This window comes from bacterium (genome assembly GCA_040755755.1).
In the GTDB taxonomy this organism is placed as follows: Bacteria; SZUA-182; SZUA-182; order DTGQ01; family DTGQ01; genus DTGQ01.
In genome coordinates this window covers 1-24,391 of record JBFLZW010000035.1, presented here as the reverse complement: position 1 = coordinate 24,391, position 24,391 = coordinate 1, and the positions used below count along the sequence as shown (strand labels likewise).

Sequence of the window (24,391 nt, the reverse complement as noted above, 5' to 3'; positions counted from 1 at the left end):
CAGACAACAAAGCAGAGCGAAGTATATTACTCTATGAAAAAAAGGCGTACTTGTCAATTATTTTATCGCGGCAATGATAATTTTAATCGGTACGGCCTTGACGGTTCAATTTCCAACCGGCCGCCTCAGAACTGATACCACCGGATCATTCCCTTCCCTGCCACACCTATACCTCTTCCACTCCCTTGATCTGAGGCACCTTTTCTCTCAATTTTCTCTCGATACCCATCTTCAGGGTCATTTTAGCCATGGCGCATCCGGAGCAGGCCCCGATCAGCTTCAGCCTGACCACACCATCGGAAACCCCTATCAGTTCCACATCCCCTCCATCGGCCTGCAATATGGGGCGAATTTCTTCCAGGGCTTTTTTTACCTCGTCAAACATTTTCTCTTCTCCTTGAAACTGAGATTGTAATAAAAAATCGATTAAATTTAAATATCTTAGAGATACTTATCAGCAGACAGAATCTCATAAATCAAACCGATTGTCAATATGATTTTCCAGACTGCATGCTGGCAGCTTTCTGCGGTGTAATTTCACCTTATGATGATTTCGGACCTTCCCTATTCTCTTTCAACTTCTGCCTGTTCAGTTAAAATTACCATAAAATCATGCACATAGCAAATGTTTTTTTGGAAAAATAATTCTTTACATTCCGCATTAAATAGGGTAGAATAGTCCTCTTCTTTTTGTGGACTGCTTATTAATGAGCAAGGGAGGTATAATGGGCAAAGAAGGAGGGTAGCTTATGATAGCGCTAGGCCGCCAAATACTTGCTGAATACTATGACTGTGATCATAGCATATTGAATAGCTGTAACCTTATTCAGAAATACATGGAAAGCGCTGCCGAGGCTTGCAACGCCACCATCGTGAAAAGTGTGTTTCATTTATTTAATCCGCATGGAATCAGCGGAGTAGTCGTTATTGCCGAGTCGCATCTGGCCATTCATACCTGGCCGGAGTATGGCTATGCAGCGGTTGATATATTCACCTGCGGCGATACGGTAGATCCATGGAAAGCCTTTGAATTTTTGAAAACGAAGCTCAAAGCTTCCTATGCTACTACAATGGAAATGAAAAGAGGACAGCTCGATTTACCCAATCAGCATCTCCCTTACAAGCCATTGGTAGAAACCCTTAATTCATCTGGCAATAAGCAAGGTTAGAGAGTAGGATGATCATTAAAACACCGACCAAATATTTTTTCGTTGCCGGAGCATCTGAAGGATATACTCCCCTGAATGCCTTTGACGGTGCTCTCCTGGACGCCGGTATCGGGAATCTGAACCTGGTGAAAATGAGCAGCATCGTTCCTCCAAGGTGCGTGAAGATTCCCCCCTGTTCCATTCCGGCTGGCTCACTCGTCCCCGTGGCCTATGCCTCGATCAGCAGCGATATGCAGGATGAGTTTATCTCCGCTGCTGTAGCTGCCGCTTTCCCTGCCGACCCGGATTATCCCGGCCTGATCATGGAGTACTCCGCTCAAGGGAGGAAGCATGATATTGAAATCATTGTCCGGCATATGGCTGAGCAGGGAATGAAGCTTCGGCGGCAGGACATCAGAGAAATCCAGAGTATTTCCATTGAATATCAGGTTAAAAAGATCGGGGCTGCGTTTGCCGCAGTAGTCTTATGGGATTGAGGAGCTGTTGACTATGGAACTTTGGTATACGGAAAAACATACCGAGAATACCGGAATTACAATTAAGGTTACCGACTGCCTGTTTCAGGGAAGAACCAGATATCAGGACATCGCGATTCTTCAGACACCGCACTACGGGAAAATCCTCCTGCTGGATGGTCTGGTCATGGTAACCGAGCGGGATGAATTTGTCTACCATGAGATGATCGCTCATGTTCCCCTGCTTTCTCATCCCGACCCCCGGAAGATTCTGATTATCGGAGGGGGCGATGGGGGAACTGTCCGCGAAGCCCTGAAGCACCCCGGTGTTGAGCACATTGACCTGGTTGAAATCGACGAAATGGTTATTGAAAAATGTAAGGAGTATTTCCCTGGCCTCAGCCAGGGATTATTAAGTTCCCCGAAGGTTACCATTCATGTAGCCGATGGGATACAATTCGTTAAAGATTCCCGGCCCGAGTATGACGTGATTATCATTGACTCGACCGACCCTATCGGTCCGGGAGAGGGTCTCTTTACCGAGTCTTTCTATCGGGATATTTCTCATGCACTCCGGGAGGACGGTATTATGGCAGCCCAGTCGGAATCACCGTTCCTGCATGAGAAGATAATCCGCCCCATGCATCAGAAACTCAGGCATGTCTTCCCGGTTTCCAGAATGTACCTGGCCTTTATCCCTACCTACCCGGCCGGTTGCTGGAGCTTTGCCTGGTGTTCGAAGGGGACCGATAACAGCGAGCACCCCGATGGAGAGCGGTATGAGAAGCTCCAGCCCAGACCCAGGTATTATAATCCGCAGATTCACCGCGCATCCTTCAGCCTGCCGAATTTCATAAGGGAAATGCTGCCGAATGGAAGCTCGCTTTAACCGCCTGCACTTTCTCGATGCCAACGCAGAATATGCCGATGCTTCTCTGGTGCTTCTCGGCTGCCCTTTTGATGGCACTTCAACCTATCAGCCCGGATCACGATTCGCACCCAATGCTATCCGCGAAGCATCCTGGGCCGTGGAAAGTTACAGCCCGGATTTAAACAGGAACCTGTCGCAAGTCGCCTTCTGTGACCTCGGCGATCTGGAATTGCCGTTCGGGAATACCCAGCGGGCCCTTGACCTCATCAATCAGGCCATCGATCAGGTGCTCAACGACCATAAAGTTCCCATCACCCTGGGAGGAGAGCATCTGATCAGTCTGCCTGTCATTACGGCCTTTCGGAAGCATTATCCTGACCTTTTGGTGATTCACCTCGATGCTCATGCAGACTTGCGGGATGAATATCTGGGAGAGCGGCTGTCGCACAGCACGGTTATGCGCAGAGTTCTGGAGATGATCGGAGACTCCCGTTTGATTCAGGTGGGCATCCGGTCAGGATGCCAGGAGGAGTTTCTGATTGCCCGCCGGATTGGCGGTGAATATAAAACTCACCATAAAACTTCTCAGGCCGACCTTGAGATCATAGAGCGAAAAATTCAGGCGCAGCCTGTCTACATCAGTCTTGATTTAGACGTCCTGGACCCTTCGGCCCTGCCGGGAACCGGTACACCTGAGCCCGGCGGGCTCAGTTTTCATCAATTGATGCAGGTCTTATCCATTTTTCGTGCCGCACGGGTGGTTGGTATGGATGTGGTAGAGCTTCTGCCGTATCAGACCCCTCATCAGGTGAGCAGTATTGTGGCAGCCAAAATTATCCGGGAAGCCCTGCTGCTGTACTTCGCTTCCTCCTGACTGTCTCAATTTTGAGATTTCCCTTGGCCGGATGATACAGCCTCGTGCGGTTCCCTTTTGACCTCAGGAGGCTGTTGTAGCTGCCAGGCTTGGCTTGGTGGAGCAGGAGTAAACGATCTCCTGAGGAGATATAATCGTTTCAGGAAGGCTGGTTGTCTCTTCAAGCTCAGGAATAAACTCCCATGTATGGATATATTGGGCGATTTCCTTAACCAGCAGGGAATGAAGCCCGTGCCCCGCCTTATAAGCAATGACATGGCCGATTATCGGGCGTCCAAGCAGATAGAGGTCGCCAATGAAATCGATGATCTTATGGCAGACAAACTCATCCTCAAACCGCAAGCTTCCATTCAGAATGTGATAATCACCGACCACAATCGCATTGTCCAGAGATCCTCCCTTGATCAATCCCGCTTCCCGGAGCTGTTTGGCTTCGTGGAGAAAGCCGAATGTACGGGCGCGGGATATTTTCTTGATAAAGGAGGATTCGGTAATGACGTAATGTGCCTGCTGGGTATTAATGAGCGGATGATTAAAATTGATGGTGTAGGTAACTTCCAGCTCTTTCGCGGGGAGAATTCTGATAAATTTATCGTCCGCACCTACCTGAATGGCTTTTTTGATCTTGAGATATTTTTTAGGCGCCGGCTGCTCTAAAATTCCCGCTTCCTGCAGCAGGAAGACAAATGGTGCCGAACTACCGTCCATGATCGGCACTTCTTCTGAATCGATTTCGATGAGCAGATTGTCGATACCCACGCCAGCCACAGCAGCCAGCAGGTGCTCAACTGTCTGAACGCTCTGCCCGTCTTTTGATAATGTAGTTGCATAGTTCACGGTTGCCAGATTCCGGTATGATGCCTCGATCAAACAACCCTTTCCCGGCACATCGGTACGCTGAAATCGAATTCCGCTGTCAGGCTCAGCCGGAACGAGCGTCATTTTTGATTTTTTTCCGGAATGAAGGCCGATGCCGGTACAACTGATTCTCTCTCTGATTGTTCTCTGGTAAGAAATCATTCTCGTGCCCTGCCTCTTTCGCCCGAGTTGGCTTGAAATTGTGATCTTCCAATCTTCCCAACTCGCTATCTTTTAACCTGTTCTCGTACTCGGTCAAAGAATCCTGGTTCTGTTACTGGGTTCTCGGTTTAGTTCAGGAGCTTGCTGAATACTCTATCCACTGATAGGAATGCATTTTGCGTGCCAGTATGGCTGGAGTAATTTTCTTTCGATAAATCATTATGTTAGGTTATGGTTAAAAAGATGGCTGCTATTTTTGTGATAAAACTACCACACTTTGCCCGGAAGGAGGTATGTTTTTTGAATGATCAGCAAAAAAATCAATGGCTAGCACTGTCTATTAATTTAAACAGGGGGGTGGAATAGTGAAAATGGGCAGCTTGCATTGGCCGGGTTTTTCATTTCAGTCTGTTGAAAATGCCGGAGCTGCTTGATCATGGTAGTTGCATGGAGGCAACTGCACCGATTGACATGTATGTCAAACTGAATAGAATATAATATAAGCTAAATATGATATATATTATATTATTTTAATCTATAGATAATAACAGTAGAAGGCACATTAATATGAGGAAGATAGCATACTTAATCACATTACTTTTAGTTATTACTATCCAGCCTGTAACTGGGGGCATAGCGGAAGCCGAAACAAAACAACCAAAGGATCTGCGCATAGCGATCGTAGGAGCCGGAGTTGCCGGGCTGTCTGCGGCATATTATCTGAAAGATACAGGTTACGAAAATGTCACCGTTTATGAAAAGGAGCCCCAGGTTGGAGGCAAGGTTCATTCCTTTACGTACGATGGTCATACCCATGAACTCGGGGCCATGTGGATCGAAGAATACTATCGTAATATTTACGGATTGGCCTTCAAATATGATATCGATTTGCAACTGGATGAAGCTGATTTTATTTTTCGCGACGCCAATAACACGAATTATAAAAGTGCACAGGAATATGTTATTGCAAAGTATGGTTCATCTGAAACCAACGCAGCATTGGCCAATTTCCAGAAGATTCAAATAAAATTCAGAAGCCTCAATAAGACAGGTTTCGCAGGGGCAGATCCGGAACTTTTCATGACCTTTGATAAATTTTCCCAGAAGTATCAGATCGAGCCGATTGCCTATGGCTTTAAAACATGGTGGACAAACGGCGGATTTGGTTATTATAACGAAGTGCCTGCTCTGTACGTTCTCAAAGCCCTGATGCCTGCTATGAGGGATCTCGACTCTGTTTTCATTACGCTCCACAGGGTCCCGGACGGTTATCAAAGGTTGTGGGAGAAGATTGCGGAAGACCTGGATGATGTTCGTCTCAACCACACCGTAGAAAAAGTGAAGCGGCAGAGTGACAGCAATTCAGTGTCGATCGAAGTAACCGCCAATGGAGTTACAGAGACCTTCGACCGCATCATTATTACCTGTGACCTTAAAGAATCTTTAAAATTCCTCGATGCTACCGAAGAGGAACAGGAACTTTTTTCCCAGGTGCAAAGTTATAACTATGATGTCCATTTTTTTCACGCTCATGGCATAAACTATAGGAATGGAAGCCTGGTGGTACTCATGGCCAATAATGTGCCGGAAAGGAATGGACATGTTTTAGGCCTTCTCAATCGAGAGGATTCTCCAGGAGTCTGGAAATCGTACCAAATAGCTCCCTGGGGAACTCCTTCTGACGAGCTCATAAGCTTCGTTAAAGAAGACGTGAAGCAATTAGGCGGACAGGTTGAAAGCATAATCATACAAAAACAGTGGAGCTTCTTCCCTCATGTCAAGACCCAGACCCTGCATGATGGCTTCTACGACAGAATAGAGGCTTCCCAGGGGAAAAATGGTACTTACTATGCAGGAGGAATTATGTGCCTCGAAGGCACCGAAAGAGTATTGAGATACTCTAAAAAGCTCGTAGAAACATACTTCTAACTGCTTCAAGGGGGTTTTTCCCGCTTTAGATTGGCTGGAAAGGATTGAAGATCACAGCAATCGGAAGAAAATCAACCGCACCGTATTCCTTTCCCTGCTGTCGAGCCTGGCCGTCATCTTTTTCATTGTCGAGTCGGCCATTCCCAATCCTGTGCCCTGGCTGAGGCTGGGACTGGCCAATATCATCATCATGGTGGTCATCGTTCTGTATGGGGTGAAGGACGGCCTGTTAGTTTCTTTCCTCCGGGCTATCGTAGGGTCAATACTTATCGGCACTTTCCTATTACTGTAGTTTATTCAAGCGAAAACTGCTATAATATACCAATGTCAGGATTTGCCACCTATCTCCATCTCCATACCTGTTATCTATCAAAGCCTGCCGAGCAGATCAGGTTTATCGGCCACTCCTATCCTCACTTTAGCCGGATCAGAGAAGAATTGGCAAAGGAATTGGCACACTATCCTGCACTTGTCATAAGACAGGCCGAAGATCGGGATTATCTTCGGGTGCATGCCGAATCCTATCTCAATAGGCTCAGAATGATGGCCTGCGGTGAACCTGGAGTAGAATTGCCCAGGTTAAGCCTTGAATGTACGGGGCTTGAATACTGCCTGCCGGGATATCTGTACGGACTTGGAGTCTGGGCGGGCAGCATGCCTATGTGGATTGGGGACATGGATACTGTCTTTTGAATCCTCTGGCAGCCGCAGCCCGCTATGCCCAAGCCCAGGGTTTTACAAGAGTGGTGATTGTAGACTGGGATATCCATCATGGGGACGGCACTCAATCCATCTTCGCCAATGACCAGAGCGTTTACTGCATCAGCATCCACAGCGCATTAGACCTTTACATGATGACGATGCGGGTCGTGGAGCAGGGTACAACCACAGCGGCTGAGGCGGTTGGACAGTGTAACATTCCTCTTTTGGACGAATTCTATAAGGATGATTTTATCGAAAGAACAGGTCTGCCTGGCAGGTTTTATCGTGCCCCTGAAAGCCTGCCTGCTTTTCAGTCCGCTGTAGAGCACATACCCTGGACTCCAGAGCTGATTCTCATCTTCTCCGGTTATGATTCGCACCGGGATGATTGCGGCAGGGGCATTACCGATTGGTCTGTGCAGGATTACCGGCTATTGACCAGATACGTGCTCGATCTGGCAAAGCGGGTATCCTGTCCGGTTCTCTCTGTTCATGGCGGGGGATATGCGATGTCTTCAACCATATCTTCGGCTATCAGCCATGTGGACGTTCTGGCGAGCTACCTGTTGTGATTTCTTTGGACTGGCGTCAGTTATGCAAAAAGAGCAGGGAGGAATAGCTCCTCCCCGCTCTTTATCTGGTTTCTCTACCCGGCGAGGGTATTGATAATCCCTCTCCTGGCTAGGGATTATCGGTAACGATCAACTCCCTCACGGGGGTCCCGTCGCTCCATTTGCCCATGTACCGCTGCTGCGGTGTATTACCGAGGGCATACTCCCGGTTTCTCCCATAAAAAGCCGCATCGGTCAGAGCGTCGAACAGTTTCCAGAGGCAGTAATAGTCAAGGGGGTCTACATTATTGGAATTTGAACAACAGGGGGCAAAATGGTCAGCCAGCAGGGAGGGAGAGCCGTAGTTATCCGAAACCATGGTGATATAATCTTTATTTTCAGGAGGAATCTGCGGGGTATTCCGGAAAATGCTTTTGGCGTCCGAATCACCGACAACGCTATCACGGTCGCCAGCTACACTGAGAAGCAGGGCATCGGAAGGAATGGTCGAAAGGTCTTCCAGATTAAACATGGTGCTGATGCCCGGCTCAACAGACATGACTGCCTTGGGAGCAGGCAGTCCGGCAGCTTCGGCCAAAGCAGCCATATTGGCGGCGAGTATCCCGCCGACTGAGTGACCTACTATGGCAAATCTGCCAAGATCAGGCACTACATGCCCTCCGCTGTGCAGTGTTTCCAGAGAGTTCCTCACTGCTTCAAGAGAATTGGAATTATAGTGCGTGGATGTAGTGGCCATGGTCTGATATACAGGATAAACAACTATATTGCCCATTCTAACAATATGGCGGATCCATGCTTCATAATTACTCGGATCCATTCCTCCCCATCCATGCAGGAAGACAATCAGGGGTGCACGGCTCGGCTTTGGCGAGTCCGGTTCATAAATATAGTATTGCAGGGTACCTGCACCATGACTGCTGCTGATAATCTGGCTGTGGGCATAATCCGTACTCCCAGGCCCGGTTGATGGCTGTGCTGGCAATGAGGCAGCCAGAGCAGTAGCAGTGGAAGTGGAAACAAGACCTGTACACAATAAAATGAGAAATGCTTGCACAATTTTCGAGAACATACCGCTCATGACAGTATTGCTTATGGTTTGACGCCGTAATGACACTACAATCTCCTATTTCAGGCTAAAATTAATAACGGTAAGGTTCGAGCATTGCTGTTATTTTTTGCTGTTCCGGTAATCTTTGAATTCTATGCTGTCTCCTGAACCAAATGGAATCGATACCTCATGAGCCTCAATTTGCAGGGTAAGACACGATATTTCCGAGAACATTCCTCCTTTCTTGGTATATTAGGTTTATAAGTAAATAGGTTATAAAATATGATAATAAAGATTACTGATAGGTTAGTAACGAATGCGCGGTATCATACGATATAAGTTTCAATTTGTCACGCTTTTTTTATCTTGTTTTGCAGTAATTTTATGATAAATTTACTTGTTTAATATATTTATTTCGTGCAGGATGAAATAACTCATTGCTGAATAAGGGGGAAAGTGACAGTATATGCCAGAGAATCAGAAGAGAGACACAGGCTGCATACTCGATACTGCCGGTGAATTGACAGAAGCCGAAAAATGTGGCTATTATTGTAAAGCAAATGATTGCCGATGAGGAGAATGATATGGAAACCGTAGGGGTCAAGCAGCTCAGAGATAATCTGAGCGCTATTCTGAAAAAGGTTGAGCACGGGGAGATTGTAAGAGTATGTCGTCGTGGGAAGGATATCGTAGAACTGCGACCCATACACTATAACTTTGAGCAGGAAGTCCTGGATCGCCTGAAGGATAAGCATATTTTAGGCGGTGGTACAGGAAAAATCGGACAGGTCAGGAGTGTAAAAAATCTCAAACCAGAGATGCCTGTATCGAATATCGTGGTCGAGGACCGCTCCTTACATTAAGAATGTATAAAATCAGCAATAAACTGGCTATAATCTTCGGCGTATTGATTTTTTTATCGGTTCTTGCCTGTGGATGGTACTTTTACGGGTATACGCGGCACTATCTCGACCAGGAGCTTGGCCAGCGTCTGATCGATATCGCCCGGACCATTGCTCTTCACCTGGATGGAGATATCGTCAAACAGCTCACCCCCGGCAATGAGTCCGGTCTGACTTACCGGAATCTGATTGTGCAGCTGGACCAGATCAGGCAGGCGACCGCAGCCAATCGGATTTACGTTTTCGATAAAAATAACCGCAGCCTGCTCGATACTCAGCCTGCAATCGCGATCGGAACCGAGTATCTGAAACTGAAGTTTGATCAGCTCGAGCTTGAAAGTGTCTGGCAGAAGAAGGGCATGGCTTCGGTCCTGTTTTTAGGTGAGGATGGGAATTATTATAAGTCAGGGTATGCGCCGGTGCTGCTCGATGGCAAGGTTATTGCAATAGTAGGAGTAGATGCCAGTGCGGTCTTTCTGGAAATTTTACAAAAATTTCAACGCAACGTCATGACCTTCGGATTGGCATGTATTCTGATAAGTCTGGCTATCGGCTATATTGTCTCGAAGACGATTACCAATCCGATTCACAAATTAGTGGCCGCTATCGAGAATATCGGATCCGGGGATTTCAAAACTGAAATCAAAATCCGGGCCAATGACGAGATAGGGTTTTTGGGAAGAACCATTGAGCAGATGCGCCTTTCTATCTTAAAGAGGGATGCCCAGATGAAACTGATGCTTGCCAATGTGGCTCATGAGATCCGAAATCCTTTGGGCGGCATCGAGCTGTTCGCCGGCATTCTGGCAGAGGAGCTTGGGCAGGCGGAGGATGGACAAAGCTCCGCTATGGCTGCTATTCCTGCAAAGGAGCATCTTGAAAAAATCACCAGAGAGGTGAAGAAACTGAACCAGATCATTACCGAGTTTCTGGATTTCGCCAAGCCCAAACCGCCTCAGAAGGTTGAAATTTACCTGGAGGAGCTGATCCAGGCGGCTTATTCGATGCTGGCCCTGGAATTTGAAGGAGCCAGCATCGAGTTCCGGTCCGAGATCGAACCTCGCCTGAAAGTCTCCGTTGACCCGGAGCAATTCAAGCGGGTATTCATAAATATCTTAAAAAATTCACTGCAAGCGATACAACAGGGTGGCATTCCCCAGGGGAAAATAACTGTCCGGGCGGAAAAAAAGGATGGCCTGATGGAAGTTGTGGTCAGTGACAATGGGCCGGGGATTCCGCATGACAACCTGTCACGGCTGTTTGAGCCCTTTTTTACGACCAGGGAGAAGGGGGCGGGATTGGGGCTGGCTATTGTGCAGAAAATCCTGTCCGATCATGGGGCGAGTATCGAGATTCAAAGCCGGGAAGGCGGACTGACCACGGCCGCGATCCGGATCCCGGTTTAGCCGGGACTCTTCATGGATGTATCGTCGAGGTATTGCAGGAAGGAGAGAAGTTGCATGAGAAAGATCCTGGTGATTGAGGATGATTCCACCATGCGGGAAGGGATGTGCTACAGCCTCAGGCGAGAGGGGCATGAGGTGCACTCGGCCAAAGACGGGAAGGAAGGGCTCCTGCTGTGCAGAAAGATGAATCTCGATCTGGTAATCACCGATTACCGCATGGAGCCGGTGAGCGGCCTTGAAGTACTCGAAGAAATAAAAAAAATCAACCCGGAAACCGATGTGGTTTTGATAACGGCCTATGGAACGATGGAGCTTGCTGTCCAGGCAATGACTAAAGGCGCATCGGACTGTGTGAGCAAGCCTCTTTCCCTCGAAGAGTTTCGGACCAGAATCAGAAAAGTGCTGCAAAATAAAGCCGTCCGGGAGGAAAACCAGCGTCTTGGCGAGGAGAACCAGTACCTGCGTACCCAGGTCTCCCAGCAGTATAACTTTGGTCAGATCATCGGGCAGTCGAAGCCGATGCAGCTTGTTTTCGAGCAGATCAGGAAGATCGCCCCGACAGACTCCTCGGTCCTCATTGCCGGGGAAAGCGGCACGGGCAAAGAGCTGATAGCCCACGCTATTCATAATCTCAGCTCCCGCAAGGATAATCCCTTCATCAAGGTGAATTGTGGTGCCCTGGCGGAAGGGTTACTGGAAAGCGAACTCTTCGGGCATGAGAAAGGTGCATTCACCAATGCCATCAGGCAAAAGCGGGGCAAGTTCGAGCTGGCTGACGGCGGATCGATCTTTCTGGACGAGATCGGCGATATTTCCGAGAATGTGCAGGTAAAGCTCCTGCGGGTTCTTCAGGAGAAGGAAATTGACCGGGTAGGCGGAGAGCATACAAAAAAAGTCGATGTGCGCGTTATTGCGGCTTCGAATAAAAACCTTTTTGAGCTGGCTCAACAGGGCAGGTTCAGGGAGGATTTATACTATCGCTTAAATGTCATTCCTCTTGATTTGCCGCCCCTGCGGCATCGGAAGGAGGATATTCCTCTTCTGGTCGATCATTTCCTGAGGAAGAAAGGGGTTGAACTCAAGAAGCCGGTATCGAAAATAGCCCCAACAGCCATCGAGGCGTTGCAGGAATACGATTGGCCGGGTAATATCCGGGAGCTTGAGAATCTGATAGAACGGGCACTGGTTCTGTGCGACAGGGACGAGATTCAGCTCTGCGATTTCCCCGTTTTCCTGGAAAAGGACAAGCTGAATGGTGTGCATTTGTCTGAAGAAGATTTATCGCTCAATCCAAATCTGGAAAGTCTGGAGCTCCAGCTCCTCAAGCGGGCAATGGAGAAAGCAGGCGGGGTGAAAACAAAGGCGGCGGAGATTCTGGGGATAAAGACCAGCGCGTTATATTATAAGCTGGAAAAATATAAACTGATCGAGTAATCTTCTATAGAGCAGCATGATACAACGAGGCAAAAATACCATGAAAGGGATTATGAGTAAGTTCAGGAGTCAGGAGTCAGGAGTCAGGAGTCAGAATTTGATCGGATGGATTGTGCTGGCTGGCATTCTTCTGATTTTCGGAGCGTCCCCTGCATACACCGCAATAGCGGCCCCGGATGCCGCCCCTTCCTGGTCTCCAGACATGGCTGACACTATTTCCCGGCTCAGCCGGGTGCTGGCTGAGCAGCAATCGGAAAAGACCAGATTATTCAAGGAAATCGACCGGCTGGCAGAGAAAATTTTACAGGAAAAGCAAAAATCGGAAGGGAGGGGAAACCGGAAACTGGATTCGCTGATGCAGGATTCTCAGCGGCTGGTATCCAGTCTGGAAACTGTTTCGAGGCAGACAGCGGATACCGAATCACAACTGAGGCAAAAATATTCACTGGCGATCACCGCTCTGGTGAAACGGCTCGAAGAGCAACCGGGTGAGAGGGAGCGGAAGGCTCTTTTAAAGCACTTGCTGATATACCTGAAAGAATCCGAAGGCCTCGAAAAACCGGTAGCTTTTGAAACGCTGAAAGTAAACCTGGAAGTTCAGGATAACGATACTTCTTCGCAAATCCGCAAAAAAGCCGATTTCCTCTCCGACCAGGCTGCATTGCTCAAGGCCAGAATATTCCAGATCGAGGCCCAGGTTACCAGGCTGGAGAGCGAAAAAGCGCTCCGCGATAAAGTAAGAAAATTTGCTGATGGGATGAGTTTTTTTGATGATACGCTCATGGTCAAAGAACGAAAGATTGCCCACCGGGAACCGGCCTCCAAGACCAACAGCGGGCAAGGCGGGGAGCCGGAAGGGGGTAAGGAAGAACCGCCTCCGATGATTTTGGCTACCCCCCCCTTACGCGGGGTCCCTCCCCTGGAGAGCCAGCCGATGTCTCCTCCAGCCAGCCCGGAAACCGGGGCCCCATCGTTCATTGTCGGGAGAGAGGGTGTCGATTCTTCACCCTCTGATTTAATCCTATCCCGAAACAGTATAGACAGGCAAATCGAGCTCCTGAAAGAGCAAAAGTCCCGGCTCGCAAGCCAGATTCAACAATTACAGCAAAAAACGCACAACTTCTACAAGCGGGCCAAGGAGCTGGATCCAGAGAAGCAGCCCTGACCAGGGGCTCAAGAAGTTACGGGTCAGTGAGAAGGATTATCATTTTATTGCTTGCACTTATCGGAACATTTTCCTGCCCTCGTTCCGCTCCGGGAACTGAGAACGGCAAAGTTACGGGCAGATTATCCCTGGGATATGATAATATCGTGCTCACCCAGGCCGCATCAAAGACAAATCATTTGTTTCCCAGTGTCCACCTGGATTCCAGGATTTCATTATTCCCTCATTCCAAACGCCTTGGAGGTGTATTTCGTTTCCAAAATGGTTCCAGGGTGATGGTAAGCGAGGATGAAAATATTCTCCTCAATCAGGCTGACCTGGGACTTTCCCTCCTTATCTCACCAAAAGTCTCCTCTGAGGTCCTCGGCAAGGTAAAATACAAGAGCATCTCTCGCGCTGAAGATGTGCCCATTCAGGGCGAATATGGATATCGGTATTGGAACAGTGGGGTAGTATTGAAATACTGTGAAAACGCTTTTGATAGTGGCATCAGATACTTATACCATCACCGGAACTACGTGGACCGGGAATTTCTTGATTCAAAAAATCACCAGATCCAATTCATGACCAATGCCCTTTTCACCAGCACCCTGACCGGCTGCCTCAGCGCCAAGGTGGAGATCTTCCGGTTCGAAAAACATCGGGGAACCCTTGTTCAGGAACATGCCGACACCTTCTATGAGCTTTCTTTCGGCTGTCAGTGGATTCATGGCCTTCTTATCAACCCAGCCTATGCTCTTCAAAGGAACACTTCAGACCACGCAGAATACTCGTTCAACGCCCATCAGTTCTCAATTCTCACTGCATTGCCGCTGTGCTGGGAGGTGACCCTGCAATGCTACGGGCAATTGCAGCTTTGTAAATACGATTCTCAGGAGCCCACCATATCCTCGGTGCCGGATGATGATACCATTGAACAATCGAATAATGTCCTGGTATTGAGTCTCTCGAAGGATATTCGAGATAATTATTCTCTGGAAATGAAGTACCTGCTCTCCCGGACAGACCCTTCCTCATCATCAGAGAAATATCAGAAGCAATCATACTCCGCGACGGTGAGCTATTTGTTTTAAGCAGCTTTTTCATGGGGTTTTCAGCTATCATCAAATTTCTGAAAGAAACTCTCAGATTTTTGATATAAAATTTCCCGGTTTTGAGTGTGGTTTCTCAGAAATCTGATACCTGCGCACAGGTATCCCCTCCACGTTATGCCCTCGATCCCCAAACCAGCCAGAAGTTTTGGGCCTTTTGCCAGTCCTCTGCCGCTCTCCTGATCCTGTATCCAGAAAATTCAAGAGAAATTGTCCTGGCATGACCCTTGCATTACTCCTATTGCAGAATTCAGGTTCAGATAAATTTAAGGGTAAAGTAGCTGCATATTATTATAAGATTTTCCAATCTCTCTTCTTCAGTATAGGTTAAGTAAGATAGTTTCTAACAGAGGAATATCGAAAGGAGCATCAATCATGAAACGCAAGACTGGATTCAACAAACTCTTCTTTGCAGTAACCTCATTGGCTTTAGTATGCTTTTTTACTACCCCGTCGATTGCCCAAAGGAAGATTGACAAAGGGTTTTCGAGGGAAGAAAAAATCGTTGTCGCAGCCCCGGATGATCCGCACGCGGAAGTCGGAATAGTATCGATCGGCATTGGCAAGGGGGTATCTGAAGGCAATAATATCCCGGATAATCTCGTAGCCCCGGATGACCCATATGCGGAAGTTGGAATAGTATCGATCGGCCCCGGTAAAGAAGTTCCCGAGCCAATATTTGACAAATACCTGATATCGCCGCAGCCCTCGCTGCTCTTTGCCAAGCCGGTTCTGATCGCACCAGCAAGCTCTTATAGCTTCGGCAGACTCACCAGCTACAGCCCGTTTGCCGACCTTGGCGGATACAGCAGGACCGCTGCCTCTTTCGGAAATTCTTATGGCAACACCTTCAATGCAGCCCCGGTCTGGTCCAGCTATCCTGCCAATGCCTTCAATTTTGGCTGGAGCGGCAGCAATTCGACCAGCAGCTCTAACCTGTTCGGGTTCAATAATTCTTTCTCCATCAGCAATTCCAGCCTCTTTGGGCTCCCCTCTACTGCTGCCGGTTCCAATCCGGTTGACTGGTCCAGGAATTCTTTCGGTACCTATGGTACATCGAGCTGGTCGGCCAATCCTTTTAACAGCAGCTTCGGTCCGTTTAATTACAACTTCAGCGGCATACTTGCCGGTTCCAATGACCATACAAACGATATCGGCTTAGCCAATCCTGCTGCAACCTTCTGCAAGGAACATGGCGGAACTTACAAAATCATAACCGATGAAGACGGCAGCCAGCGCGGGGTCTGCATCTATGGTGATGGATGTGAATGCCCCGATTCTCTGTACTTCAAGGGCGAGTGCCAGTCTTGTGAAGACACCACGTCCAGGCCGGAGCCCGTGGCACCCCGCTATGATGGAAATACGGGAAATACCGGCATACCCAATCCTTCAGCGGTCAACTGCGAACAAAATGGCGGCATCTATGAAATCAGAACCGCTGAAGACGGCTCTCAGAATGGAGTCTGCATCTTCAGTGACGGGACCGAATGCGATGCCTGGGCTTTCTTCAGGGGTGAGTGCCAGTCGTCTTACGAAGGCCCCGAATTTTACGGCGGTCCTGAGATAGCTCCTCAACTCGGCGGCCAGACAGGAAGTGTCGGCATAGGCAATCCTGCTTCGGCCTACTGCAAAGAAAATGGCGGAATCAGTGAAATCAGAACCGATGCAGATGGGAGCCAGTACGGAGTCTGCATCTTCAGCGACAAGACTGAATGTGAAGAGTGGGCTTACTTCAGGGGTGAGTGCCAGCCTTAAAGCCATAAAGGCACCCTGCCGGGGGAAACCCCTGGCAGGCTTCCCACACTGCAAAATTACATCCTTTATGGTTGCCCGGCCGATGACGAGGAGAGCATCGGCCGGGTTTTATATTTTATCCGAAATACTTCAGGCATATAACCGGGACAACTGCTACGGCGTATCGGTGACTTCCATCTCTTTTACCGGCCTGCCATCACTCCATGTGCCCATATAGCGCTGCTGCGGAGTGTTGCCAAGAGCATATTCCCGGTTTTTCCCATAAAAGGCGGCATCGGTGAGCGCATCGAATAATTTCCAGGTGCCATAAAAATCAAGGGCATTAGAGGCGTATTTCTGACCACCGAACACATCGCTCAAGCTGGGCATCAGGCTGCTGCCCAGAGGTGATTCGCACGTTGGGGCAAAATGGTCTGCAACCAGGGCAGGCTGTCCATGATAGTCAGACACCAGAGTGATGAAATCCTTGTTCTCAAGCGGGATTTGCGAGGTGCGGGAAAAAATTTTCCTGGCATCAAAACTGCCGACGATTTTGTCCTGATCGCCTACCACGGTAAGCAAAAGCGTATCAGCGGGAATCGGGGATAAATCCTCGAGCGGCAAAACCGGCGTTCCGCCCGGCTCGACCGACATAACCGCTTTGGCGACAGGCAGATCAGCCCGCCCTGCCGCTCTTGCGGCTGCACAGGAGGAAGCAATATTAGCCGCCAGAAGCCCTCCAAGAGAGTGTCCTACCGTTGCGAATTTATCAAGCTCCGGTGTTACATGCCCTGGCCTCCGGAGCTCTTCCAGGGCATCCTGGATGGCTGTCATGCAATGTGCGGTATATGCTGAGAATCCCGTGAACATGTCTCGATATGTCTGATACACGGGATAAACCACAATATTCCCGTTTCTGACCAGATGGTTGATCCAACTGCCATAGTCGGTAGGATTTATGCCACCCCATCCATGAGCGAAAACAATGAGCGGCGCAATCTCGGGTTTCGGTCCATGCGGTTCAAAGATATAATATTTAAGATCTCCCTGCCCATGGACAGAGGAGATGACTCCGGTGTGCGGGTAATCGGACCCGCCCGGTCCGCTGAGGGGTTGAGCAGGTGGAGCTGCGGCCCGGACACTGGAGACAGGGAGGGAGAAAAGGATGGGAAGCAGCATGAGAGAAAGAATGCAGCCGTTCAGGAAACTGGTCACAGAGTTTTTATTTATCAGCTTTGCTTTGGCGGACATAGGGTAATCTCCTCTGTAAGTCAATATGATGAGCTTGAAGCATAAGAAGTGCAAAAAAAGAAGCTTAATACATAGTAAAAATATAGTAATAATATGTTAAAAATGCAGCTAATATCACCTATGATTTTATCGCTATCTCCGAAAGCCTGCTTCGGAGAAAAAATGCAAATACTGCCTCATTCCGGTTCAATCTGTAGAGGCTTCATACTTCAATAAGTCAGGATTTAATCATAAACGCGCCTCTTTATGCTTGACAAAAAAAATATATCTGTGCTATATATGGAGGGGCTTCTTGTGCTTACAAGCCCTTTTGGTAATTTAAAAGCCTCAACAGTTTTACGACCTCGTAATTAAGGTGTCATAATTAATCATCAGGACCGATAATCTTTCCCGGAGGTAAAAGAGGCATGGTTGCGTATCCTGTCATTGATCGCATCGCAGTAGGTATCTTTGGTTTCTCACTGATTGTCATCCTTCTTCACTTCCTGGGCAATATTCTGAGTGGCCGTTTCCAAAACCGGTTTCTCAAAGGTAACTATAATCCGGTAACGGAAAAGGAATACATTCTGTCGCCGGTCAGACTGATGCACTGGATCCATCTGATATCTATCATAGGCCTTACTTTTACCGGCCTCTGCCTTCGGTTCGACTGGCTCAAACCGCAGCACACTCAGATGAAGATTCACCACTACTGTTTCATGATCGTTATCCTGGCCAATCTTCTCGTCAGATTCTGGTATGCCTTCCATGGGCAGGTAAAAACCTATCAGGATTTCGCCTTCGGGAAGGAGGATATTCTCAATACGCCCGCAGTCCTCAAATACTATCTTTTCCTTGAGGACCATTATCCTCATATCGCCAAGTATGCCTCGATGCAAAAGCTGACCTACAACCTTTTCTGGATTATGTTAATCATTCAGGGCATAACCGGGTTTTTGATCCTGTGGCCCAGATTTTTATTAGCCGGCCTGGCAGTTTATTTTGGGTCCGTTCAGCAGGCGGAACAATTTTTTACCGGCATCCATGTCGCCATCATGTGGTTCTATGTTATTTTTACTACTATCCATGCCTATATTGCCTGTATGGAGGGGTGGCCATTATTTAAGCTGATCCTTTTCAATATCGAACCCAAAATAGCTGAAGAATCAGCTCACTGAATCTCATGAACAAAAAGTCTCATCCTTCTATCCTTTAATCGATCGGGAAAAAGGTATGCAATTATCATCTTTTAGAGGAGGAATTCATCCTCCGCATCACAAACACGAGACAGAACATAAAGCTATTGTTACCGCACCGATATCCGAAAAAATAATTCTTCCTTTAAGTCAGCATATCGGTGCCCCCTGTAAGCCTCTGGTAAAAGTCGGACAGCAGGTCAAGGCAGGCCAGAAAATCGCCGAATCCGAGTCTTTCATCTCTGCACCGATCCATGCAAGCGTTTCCGGCATTGTCGAATCGATCGCACCTCACCCTCATTTCACCGGGGTGGATATGATGAGCATTATCATCATTCCGGACCGGAATCAGGAGTCGGTCCCTTTTCCGGAGATAGCCAATCCGGAAGAAGAGCCGGCAGAAAGGATAAAGACGCTCGTCAAAGAGGCCGGTATCGTGGGCATGGGGGGGGCTGCCTTCCCGACCTTTGTCAAGTTGTACCCGCCCAAGGACAAGCGGATTGACAGTCTGGTTATCAACGCCTGTGAATGTGAATCCTTCCTGACCTGTGATCACCGTCTGCTTCTGGAACGGATGGATGACATCCTGAAAGGGGTCAACCTGGTCCTGCGGGCCATCGAAGCTCAGAGCGCCTATATCGGCATTGAAGATAATAAACCTGACGCTATACAGGCTGTTCGTGCGCGCATCGAAGCAGCCGGATTTTCCAACATCCAGGTAGTTGCCCTTGAAACCAAGTACCCGCAAGGATGTGAGAAACAGCTTATCAAAGCGGTGCTCAACCGGGAAGTTCCTCTCCGGAAACTTCCCAGCGAGGTCGGTGCCGTTGTCCAGAATGCAGGAACCGTTCTGGCCGTTTATGAAGCCGTCAGGTTCGGCAAGCCGCTGATCGAGAGGGTATTGACGGTGAGCGGGCCGGGAATACAGACTCCTCAGAACATCCTGGCCAAACTGGGAACTCCTATCAGCCATCTGATCTCTTTCTGCGGCGGATGGAAAGATGGCCCGCCGGGGAAAATAGTCGTTGGCGGGCCGATGACCGGTTTTGCTATTGCAAACCTTGATATTCCAATCGTCAAAGGAACATCCGGAATCGTGGTCTTTCCCCGGCATCTGGTTCCTGATCCCGATAGATACTGGCCTTGCCTGAAATGCGGAAAATGCGCTGACATTTGCCCCATGTTCCTGACGCCGAACCTGATTGGATATTATTCGGAAAAGGAACGCTACCGTGAGGCGGATGAATGCGGGGCCCTGGATTGTATGGAATGCGGCTCCTGTGCCTTTGTCTGTCCGTCCCGCAGACCGATGATTCAGCTTATCAGAAAGGCCAAAGCCCAGATAATGGCCCAAAAGAGAAAACCTATGATGAAATGATGAGAGGTTAAACTTCATGAAGGAATATCCGTTAATAGTCACCCCTCCTCCTCACATTAAAACTTCCGACGGTATTTCCGAAGCCATGCGCGATGTAATCATCGCTCTTATCCCGACCCTGCTCTTGGCAGTCTATTTTTTCGGTGTCAATGCACTTTTTGTAACCTTTGTCTGTATTTTGTCAACCACCCTGACCGAATTCTTCATCCGGGCGGTTCTTCATCGGCCTTTCAGCCTTACCGATGGGAGCGCTGTCGTGACCGGGCTGCTCCTGGCACTCTCCCTGCCGCCGACTACTCCCTGGTGGCTGGCAGCCCTGGGAGGGATAATGGCTATTGCCATAGCCAAGGAGCTCTTTGGAGGACTGGGGAAAAACATCTTCAATCCTGCTTTGTTTGCCCGGACTTTTCTCTTTGTCTTTACCGTCTATCATCCCCTGGTGGAAGAATATATTAAACCTCTCTGGTGGAAATCTTATGCATTCACTCAACTTCTGACCGCCAGATTTTTTGAAAACGGGGTGATTATCACTGACCTTGTATCAGGGAAAAGGATAGATGGGATTACTGCCGCTACCCCTTTGGCTATCAGCCGGGCAGGGTCGCCGGTCTTCAGCACGCTGTCGGGCTATGGGAGTCTGCTTCTTGGCAATATCGGCGGCGTTCTTGGGGGGTCCTCGTTAGCCCTGCTGATCGGCGCCGCTTACCTCATTTACCGGAAGCATATCGATCTGTATATTCCGGGCAGCATTCTGATCACTACAGCCATTTTCTCCATCGCTTTTGGCAAGGACCCTCTCTTTCAAATCCTGGCTGGAGGGTTAATCCTGGGGGCCTTCTTTATGGCCACTGACTGGGTCACCAGTCCAGTGACCAGCCGGGGGAAAATCATTTACGGCATCGGCATCGGCATTTTTACCTTTTTCGTGAGAAACTATGGAACCCGGGTCGAGGGAATGTGCACGGCTATTCTTCACATGAATGTCATTGCTCTTTTCATTGACCGCTTTACCCAGCCGCGCCGCTTTGGCGGTTAGTTTTGCAGGCGCTGAGAGCAGTTTGTTGAGCAATTAACCGATAGTTATTTTTGTTTATTTATTGACTTTGCCCTTTCTTTGCATAATACTATTAATGAGGTATATCAACGAAAGGATATTTCATGAAAAACCTGCTGGCCGACAGGATGCACGGATAACTTAAGAGAGAGCCAATCCCAGCCCAAAGAAAGAGGAATCCTTGTGACCCCCCCGAAAAAAGCCATTAAATTAGAAGATTATAACTTAAGCAATGCTCTCCTGAATATGGGAGACGGGATTATCATCAAAAATGAGCGGCGAGAGATTGAATTCCTCAACCAGCCACTTCTCGATATGTATGGTGACCAGGTAGGCCAGCATTGCTTTGAGATATTTTTTGGCCGGACTTCTCCCTGTGAGGACATCTGTCCGATCGAAGAGATTCTGAAAGAGGGAAAATCCGCCCTGCAGCAGGTTAAAAAAGATAAATACGGCCATTGGCTTGAAATTACTTCAGTCCCCGCCTGTCTGGAGATACAGGGACAGGAGCGCACAACAAGCTCGGTTATCGGCATAGTCCGGGATATTACCAAAAGGATGAATCTGGAAGAGGAACTGCGGATCAGAAATATGGAGCTGAAGCTCAAGAATGCCGAATTGGAAAACTTTGTCTATACCGTCTCTCATGACTTGAAATCTCCCCTGGTTTCACTGCAGGGACTGGCCGGAGCACTCCTGGAAGACTACTCCGATCGACTGGACGAGCAGGGGAGGGAATTTCTTCTGGATATTAAAAACAGTGTTCATCGCCTGGGTCTGCTCGTTCGGGACCTGCTCGATCTTTCCCGCGTCGGCAGGGGGCAGAATCGCAGTGAGGAGGTGCCTGCCAGAAAGATTATTCAGGAGTCGGTCGATAAGGTTAAATTATCTCTGAAAGAAAAAGGGGTTAAGCTGATAATCGGTGAAGATATGCCGACTATTTTCTGTGACAAGGAAATGATTGTGCTTGCCCTGGTCAACCTGCTGAATAATGCCGTCAAATTCATGGGAGAAGATAACCGGAATCCCAGTATCACCATTAACCATACAGTCAGCGATAATTACCACATCTTCTCTGTTCAGGACAATGGGATCGGTATCGAGCCGAAATACCATCAGAAGATTTTCGATATTTTCCAGACACTCAATGAGGTTAAGGATCCAAATAGCACCGGAGTCGGGTTAACCATTGTCAAACGTATTATTGAAGGATATAAAGGCCGGGTCTGGGTTGAATCGGAAAAAGGAAAGGGGTCTACATTTTATTTTTCCCTTCCGGTAAGAAAAATATAAGACAACCCCCTGGATAGGATTTACAATTATATGAATATTCTCCTGGTTGAGGATGATCCAGTTCATATCAAACTGGTTGAACGGGCTATAAAAAAAAGTGGATTTAATAATCAGTTAACAGTTATCAAAGATGGAGAAGCGGTTTTTAACTATCTTTTCAATCAGAATACCGAGATATCGGGCGAGGAGTTTGTTTACCCTCACCTGATCCTGCTGGATATTAATCTGCCGAAAATCAATGGCCTTGAGATTCTGCGCAGGATCAAGCAATCACCGCAGTTGCAGCACATCCCGGTGGTAATATTAACTACTTCCAGCAACCGGACCGATTTGGAGAAATGCTCCGAATACCATGCCAACAGCTATGTTATCAAGCCATTGGATTATGATGAATTTAACCAGAAAATTCGCTCTATCGAGTACTATTGGCTGACAGTCAATGAGATAATTTACTGAAAGGAGAGTACCTCAATGCAAGTCCAGAATCCCCGGATATTATTGGTAGAAGATGACTTGATTCAGGCCAAGCTGGTCAAGCGTGTTTTGGACAAAAGCACCATGCAGTACTTCTTCACTCACGTCTCTTCAGGCGAGGAGTGCCTGGATCTGATCAAGAATGAAAACGAATTCGATATTATCCTCCTCGACTACTCGCTCCCGGAAATGGACGGCTTAAGTGTCCTGCGCTCCTTGAAGAAGATAAAGCCTGATTTGCCGGTTATCATTATCACTGCTCATGGGAGTGAAGATATCGCTGTCCAGATTATGAAAGAGGGGGCTTTCGATTACGTCATCAAGAAGGATAATTACGTTGAACGCATTCCTTATGTAATTAAAGAGAATTTACAGCGGTTGCTTTTTGAACAGGAGAAGGCCAGGCTGGAAAGTCAACTCCGGGAATCCGAAGAGCGGTACCGGAACCTGTTCGAAACATCACTCGACGGGATTATTATTCTCAATCCCGAAGCTCAGATTTTGTCCGCAAATCCCGCATCCTCGAAAATCACCGGCTATTCCCGCGATGAGATGGCCAATATTGATCTTGGCCACCTGTTCTATTCTTCCGGCACGAAGGAATCCTTTCAGGAAATGGTAAAAAGCACTGCATCCAAACGGGACCTTGAATTTGAAATCACTACCAAGGATAATAAAAAGAAATTTGTGCTGGCTTCCTTCTCCCATATTAAAAACGATCACGGTGACACTATGGGAATCGGCCTCGTTTTCAAAGATATCACGGAACGAAAACTAGCCGAGCAGAGGATCGAGGAGCTTTTGAAGGAAACCGAAGAAAAATCAAACGAGCTTGAGCGAGTCAACAAGATGCTCGAAAATTATATCACCGGGCGAAGGACTCAGGTATAAAGGATGTATCACTAGTGTCCGGTTATTAGTCAAATAATAACAATTGCTTATAAGGGCTGGTCTCTTGGATTTTACATTCCTGTTTATTAAGTATTTGTAAAATTGGTTCTTTCTCAAATATACTCACGCTTAAAATCTGTAAAATAGTGTAGAGACTGTGATCCAAATTGAGACGCTTTTTTATGATAGCTGCAAGGACATATACCGAGATTGCTATCCATATTTGAGTTCTTACGGCATTTTCTGAAGTTCCGTAAAAGACCTTTATTCTGAGATGTTGTTTGATCCATTTAAAAAATAATTCTACTTGCCATCGGCATTTATAAAATAAAGCAATAGTAAGGGCAGGAAGTATGAAGTTATTTGTTAAAAAGGTTAGGCCCTTACTGCCCGTACAATAGAAATTTTGTTCAAACTTTGGTGCAAGAAGAGCCAGGAATCAAGAGTTGGAAGCCGGAAGAAGATTAAATGGTTAGATTGGCATTTAGTTTTATTAATTTTTA

Annotated in this window: 25 protein-coding genes and 1 pseudogene; 20 read left to right on the top strand and 6 right to left on the bottom strand. The window is 47.8% G+C overall.

Translation table 11 applies throughout. The features are described from left to right. Window positions 1-166: 166 nt before the first annotated feature. The gene (locus tag AB1611_12185) at window positions 167-385 is read right to left on the bottom strand and encodes a NifU family protein (GenBank protein MEW6380349.1); all 219 of its coding nucleotides are present in this window, start codon (window positions 383-385) and stop codon (window positions 167-169) included. A 364-nt stretch (window positions 386-749) separates the two neighbouring features. Here AB1611_12185 and speD point away from each other — a divergent pair, with 364 nt between their 5' ends. From speD to speB, 4 genes are read left to right on the top strand one after another with little or no spacing between them, the layout of a single operon-like run. Then, a complete protein-coding gene (speD, locus tag AB1611_12180) occupies window positions 750-1,169 on the top strand; it encodes an adenosylmethionine decarboxylase (protein MEW6380348.1) in 420 nt (139 codons plus the stop codon). Between the two features lie 8 nt (window positions 1,170-1,177). Next, window positions 1,178-1,645, top strand: a complete 468-nt coding sequence (locus tag AB1611_12175; GenBank protein MEW6380347.1) for an arginine decarboxylase, pyruvoyl-dependent — start codon at window positions 1,178-1,180, stop codon at window positions 1,643-1,645. A 13-nt stretch (window positions 1,646-1,658) separates the two neighbouring features. Then, complete coding sequence (speE, locus tag AB1611_12170) at window positions 1,659-2,513, top strand: polyamine aminopropyltransferase (GenBank protein ID MEW6380346.1); 855 nt, start codon at window positions 1,659-1,661, stop codon at window positions 2,511-2,513. Next, window positions 2,497-3,369 carry an agmatinase gene (gene speB / locus AB1611_12165; protein MEW6380345.1) on the top strand — a complete coding sequence of 291 codons (873 nt, stop codon included), beginning with the start codon at window positions 2,497-2,499 and terminating at the stop codon, window positions 3,367-3,369. Before speE ends, speB begins: the two co-directional genes overlap by 17 nt. A 63-nt stretch (window positions 3,370-3,432) precedes the next feature. Here the strand turns inward: speB and lpxC are convergent, their stop codons facing one another. Continuing rightward, a complete protein-coding gene (lpxC, locus tag AB1611_12160) occupies window positions 3,433-4,389 on the bottom strand; it encodes a UDP-3-O-acyl-N-acetylglucosamine deacetylase (GenBank protein ID MEW6380344.1) in 957 nt (318 codons plus the stop codon). Between the two features lie 567 nt (window positions 4,390-4,956). On the opposite strand from lpxC, the gene AB1611_12155 reads away from it, so the two are divergent. Next, window positions 4,957-6,318, top strand: coding sequence for an FAD-dependent oxidoreductase (locus tag AB1611_12155; GenBank protein MEW6380343.1), 1,362 nt, complete (start codon window positions 4,957-4,959; stop codon window positions 6,316-6,318). Window positions 6,319-6,369: 51 nt separating this feature from the next. Here the strand turns inward: AB1611_12155 and AB1611_12150 are convergent, their stop codons facing one another. Continuing rightward, window positions 6,370-6,510: a hypothetical protein gene (locus AB1611_12150; protein MEW6380342.1), complete on the bottom strand. Its 141-nt coding sequence runs from the start codon at window positions 6,508-6,510 to the stop codon at window positions 6,370-6,372. Between AB1611_12150 and AB1611_12145 the strand changes: the two genes are divergently transcribed. The 3 genes from AB1611_12145 to AB1611_12135 are packed head-to-tail and all read left to right on the top strand — an operon-like array spanning window position 6,470 to window position 7,592. Beyond that, entirely contained in the window at window positions 6,470-6,610 is a 141-nt protein-coding gene (locus tag AB1611_12145; protein ID MEW6380341.1) for a Gx transporter family protein, read from the top strand. The genes AB1611_12150 and AB1611_12145 overlap by 41 nt on opposite strands. Before the next feature lie 32 nt (window positions 6,611-6,642). Continuing rightward, window positions 6,643-7,011, top strand: coding sequence for a hypothetical protein (locus AB1611_12140; protein ID MEW6380340.1), 369 nt, complete (start codon window positions 6,643-6,645; stop codon window positions 7,009-7,011). Beyond that, entirely contained in the window at window positions 7,008-7,592 is a 585-nt protein-coding gene (locus tag AB1611_12135; GenBank protein MEW6380339.1) for a hypothetical protein, read from the top strand. Before AB1611_12140 ends, AB1611_12135 begins: the two co-directional genes overlap by 4 nt. A 109-nt stretch (window positions 7,593-7,701) precedes the next feature. On the opposite strand, the gene AB1611_12130 is transcribed toward AB1611_12135, so the two are convergent. Further along, entirely contained in the window at window positions 7,702-8,706 is a 1,005-nt protein-coding gene (locus tag AB1611_12130; GenBank protein MEW6380338.1) for an alpha/beta hydrolase, read from the bottom strand. A 518-nt stretch (window positions 8,707-9,224) separates the two neighbouring features. Here AB1611_12130 and AB1611_12125 point away from each other — a divergent pair. The 6 genes from AB1611_12125 to AB1611_12100 all read left to right on the top strand — a co-directional run bounded on the left by AB1611_12125 (window position 9,225) and on the right by AB1611_12100 (window position 16,393). Continuing rightward, on the top strand, window positions 9,225-9,503 hold the full coding sequence (locus AB1611_12125) for a hypothetical protein (GenBank protein ID MEW6380337.1): 279 nt from the start codon (window positions 9,225-9,227) through the stop codon (window positions 9,501-9,503). A gap of 44 nt (window positions 9,504-9,547) precedes the next feature. After that, entirely contained in the window at window positions 9,548-10,948 is a 1,401-nt protein-coding gene (locus AB1611_12120; protein MEW6380336.1) for an ATP-binding protein, read from the top strand. A 54-nt stretch (window positions 10,949-11,002) separates the two neighbouring features. Beyond that, window positions 11,003-12,382, top strand: a complete 1,380-nt coding sequence (locus AB1611_12115) for a sigma-54 dependent transcriptional regulator (protein ID MEW6380335.1) — start codon at window positions 11,003-11,005, stop codon at window positions 12,380-12,382. 52 nt (window positions 12,383-12,434) lie between these two features. Beyond that, window positions 12,435-13,547: a hypothetical protein gene (locus tag AB1611_12110; protein ID MEW6380334.1), complete on the top strand. Its 1,113-nt coding sequence runs from the start codon at window positions 12,435-12,437 to the stop codon at window positions 13,545-13,547. 26 nt (window positions 13,548-13,573) lie between these two features. Beyond that, complete coding sequence (locus tag AB1611_12105; protein ID MEW6380333.1) at window positions 13,574-14,620, top strand: hypothetical protein; 1,047 nt, start codon at window positions 13,574-13,576, stop codon at window positions 14,618-14,620. A gap of 393 nt (window positions 14,621-15,013) precedes the next feature. Further along, a complete protein-coding gene (locus AB1611_12100) occupies window positions 15,014-16,393 on the top strand; it encodes a DUF333 domain-containing protein (protein MEW6380332.1) in 1,380 nt (459 codons plus the stop codon). A 153-nt stretch (window positions 16,394-16,546) separates the two neighbouring features. On the opposite strand, the gene AB1611_12095 is transcribed toward AB1611_12100, so the two are convergent. Continuing rightward, complete coding sequence (locus AB1611_12095; GenBank protein MEW6380331.1) at window positions 16,547-17,623, bottom strand: alpha/beta hydrolase; 1,077 nt, start codon at window positions 17,621-17,623, stop codon at window positions 16,547-16,549. Window positions 17,624-18,030: 407 nt separating this feature from the next. Between AB1611_12095 and AB1611_12090 the strand changes: the two genes are divergently transcribed. The 6 genes from AB1611_12090 (at window position 18,031) to AB1611_12065 (ending at window position 23,888) form a co-directional block, all read left to right on the top strand. Continuing rightward, window positions 18,031-18,780, top strand: a complete 750-nt coding sequence (locus AB1611_12090) for a cytochrome b/b6 domain-containing protein (protein MEW6380330.1) — start codon at window positions 18,031-18,033, stop codon at window positions 18,778-18,780. Window positions 18,781-18,835: 55 nt separating this feature from the next. After that, a complete protein-coding gene (rsxC, locus tag AB1611_12085; protein MEW6380329.1) occupies window positions 18,836-20,176 on the top strand; it encodes an electron transport complex subunit RsxC in 1,341 nt (446 codons plus the stop codon). A 16-nt stretch (window positions 20,177-20,192) separates the two neighbouring features. Next, window positions 20,193-21,212 (top strand): RnfABCDGE type electron transport complex subunit D, encoded by a 1,020-nt coding sequence (locus AB1611_12080; GenBank protein ID MEW6380328.1) that lies wholly within the window; start codon window positions 20,193-20,195, stop codon window positions 21,210-21,212. Window positions 21,213-21,413: 201 nt separating this feature from the next. Next, window positions 21,414-22,523, top strand: coding sequence for an ATP-binding protein (locus AB1611_12075; GenBank protein ID MEW6380327.1), 1,110 nt, complete (start codon window positions 21,414-21,416; stop codon window positions 22,521-22,523). Between the two features lie 30 nt (window positions 22,524-22,553). Then, window positions 22,554-22,979 carry a response regulator gene (locus AB1611_12070; protein MEW6380326.1) on the top strand — a complete coding sequence of 142 codons (426 nt, stop codon included), beginning with the start codon at window positions 22,554-22,556 and terminating at the stop codon, window positions 22,977-22,979. 15 nt (window positions 22,980-22,994) lie between these two features. Further along, the gene (locus tag AB1611_12065) at window positions 22,995-23,888 is read left to right on the top strand and encodes a response regulator (GenBank protein ID MEW6380325.1); all 894 of its coding nucleotides are present in this window, start codon (window positions 22,995-22,997) and stop codon (window positions 23,886-23,888) included. Window positions 23,889-23,913: 25 nt separating this feature from the next. On the opposite strand, the pseudogene AB1611_12060 reads toward AB1611_12065, so the two are convergent. Beyond that, window positions 23,914-24,282 (bottom strand): annotated as a pseudogene (locus tag AB1611_12060) (transposase). Window positions 24,283-24,391 lie beyond the last annotated feature (109 nt).

What these genes read in the sequence shown, in the direction of transcription:
- AB1611_12110 (MEW6380334.1), top strand. Translation starts at nt 12,435, where the DNA reads ATGAGTAAGTTCAGGAGTCAGGAGTCAGGAGTCAGGAGTCAGAATTTG.
- AB1611_12125 (MEW6380337.1), top strand. Translation starts at nt 9,225, where the DNA reads ATGGAAACCGTAGGGGTCAAGCAGCTCAGAGATAATCTGAGCGCTATT.
- AB1611_12115 (MEW6380335.1), top strand. Translation starts at nt 11,003, where the DNA reads ATGAGAAAGATCCTGGTGATTGAGGATGATTCCACCATGCGGGAAGGG.
- AB1611_12065 (MEW6380325.1), top strand. Translation starts at nt 22,995, where the DNA reads ATGCAAGTCCAGAATCCCCGGATATTATTGGTAGAAGATGACTTGATT.
- AB1611_12080 (MEW6380328.1), top strand. Translation starts at nt 20,193, where the DNA reads ATGAAGGAATATCCGTTAATAGTCACCCCTCCTCCTCACATTAAAACT.
- AB1611_12090 (MEW6380330.1), top strand. Translation starts at nt 18,031, where the DNA reads ATGGTTGCGTATCCTGTCATTGATCGCATCGCAGTAGGTATCTTTGGT.
- lpxC (MEW6380344.1), bottom strand. Translation starts at nt 4,389, where the DNA reads ATGATTTCTTACCAGAGAACAATCAGAGAGAGAATCAGTTGTACCGGC.
- speE (MEW6380346.1), top strand. Translation starts at nt 1,659, where the DNA reads ATGGAACTTTGGTATACGGAAAAACATACCGAGAATACCGGAATTACA.
- AB1611_12100 (MEW6380332.1), top strand. Translation starts at nt 15,014, where the DNA reads ATGAAACGCAAGACTGGATTCAACAAACTCTTCTTTGCAGTAACCTCA.
- AB1611_12155 (MEW6380343.1), top strand. Translation starts at nt 4,957, where the DNA reads ATGAGGAAGATAGCATACTTAATCACATTACTTTTAGTTATTACTATC.
- speB (MEW6380345.1), top strand. Translation starts at nt 2,497, where the DNA reads ATGGAAGCTCGCTTTAACCGCCTGCACTTTCTCGATGCCAACGCAGAA.
- AB1611_12185 (MEW6380349.1), bottom strand. Translation starts at nt 385, where the DNA reads ATGTTTGACGAGGTAAAAAAAGCCCTGGAAGAAATTCGCCCCATATTG.
- speD (MEW6380348.1), top strand. Translation starts at nt 750, where the DNA reads ATGATAGCGCTAGGCCGCCAAATACTTGCTGAATACTATGACTGTGAT.
- AB1611_12070 (MEW6380326.1), top strand. Translation starts at nt 22,554, where the DNA reads ATGAATATTCTCCTGGTTGAGGATGATCCAGTTCATATCAAACTGGTT.
- AB1611_12140 (MEW6380340.1), top strand. Translation starts at nt 6,643, where the DNA reads ATGTCAGGATTTGCCACCTATCTCCATCTCCATACCTGTTATCTATCA.
- rsxC (MEW6380329.1), top strand. Translation starts at nt 18,836, where the DNA reads ATGCAATTATCATCTTTTAGAGGAGGAATTCATCCTCCGCATCACAAA.
- AB1611_12095 (MEW6380331.1), bottom strand. Translation starts at nt 17,623, where the DNA reads ATGTCCGCCAAAGCAAAGCTGATAAATAAAAACTCTGTGACCAGTTTC.
- AB1611_12175 (MEW6380347.1), top strand. Translation starts at nt 1,178, where the DNA reads ATGATCATTAAAACACCGACCAAATATTTTTTCGTTGCCGGAGCATCT.
- AB1611_12150 (MEW6380342.1), bottom strand. Translation starts at nt 6,510, where the DNA reads ATGATGATGATATTGGCCAGTCCCAGCCTCAGCCAGGGCACAGGATTG.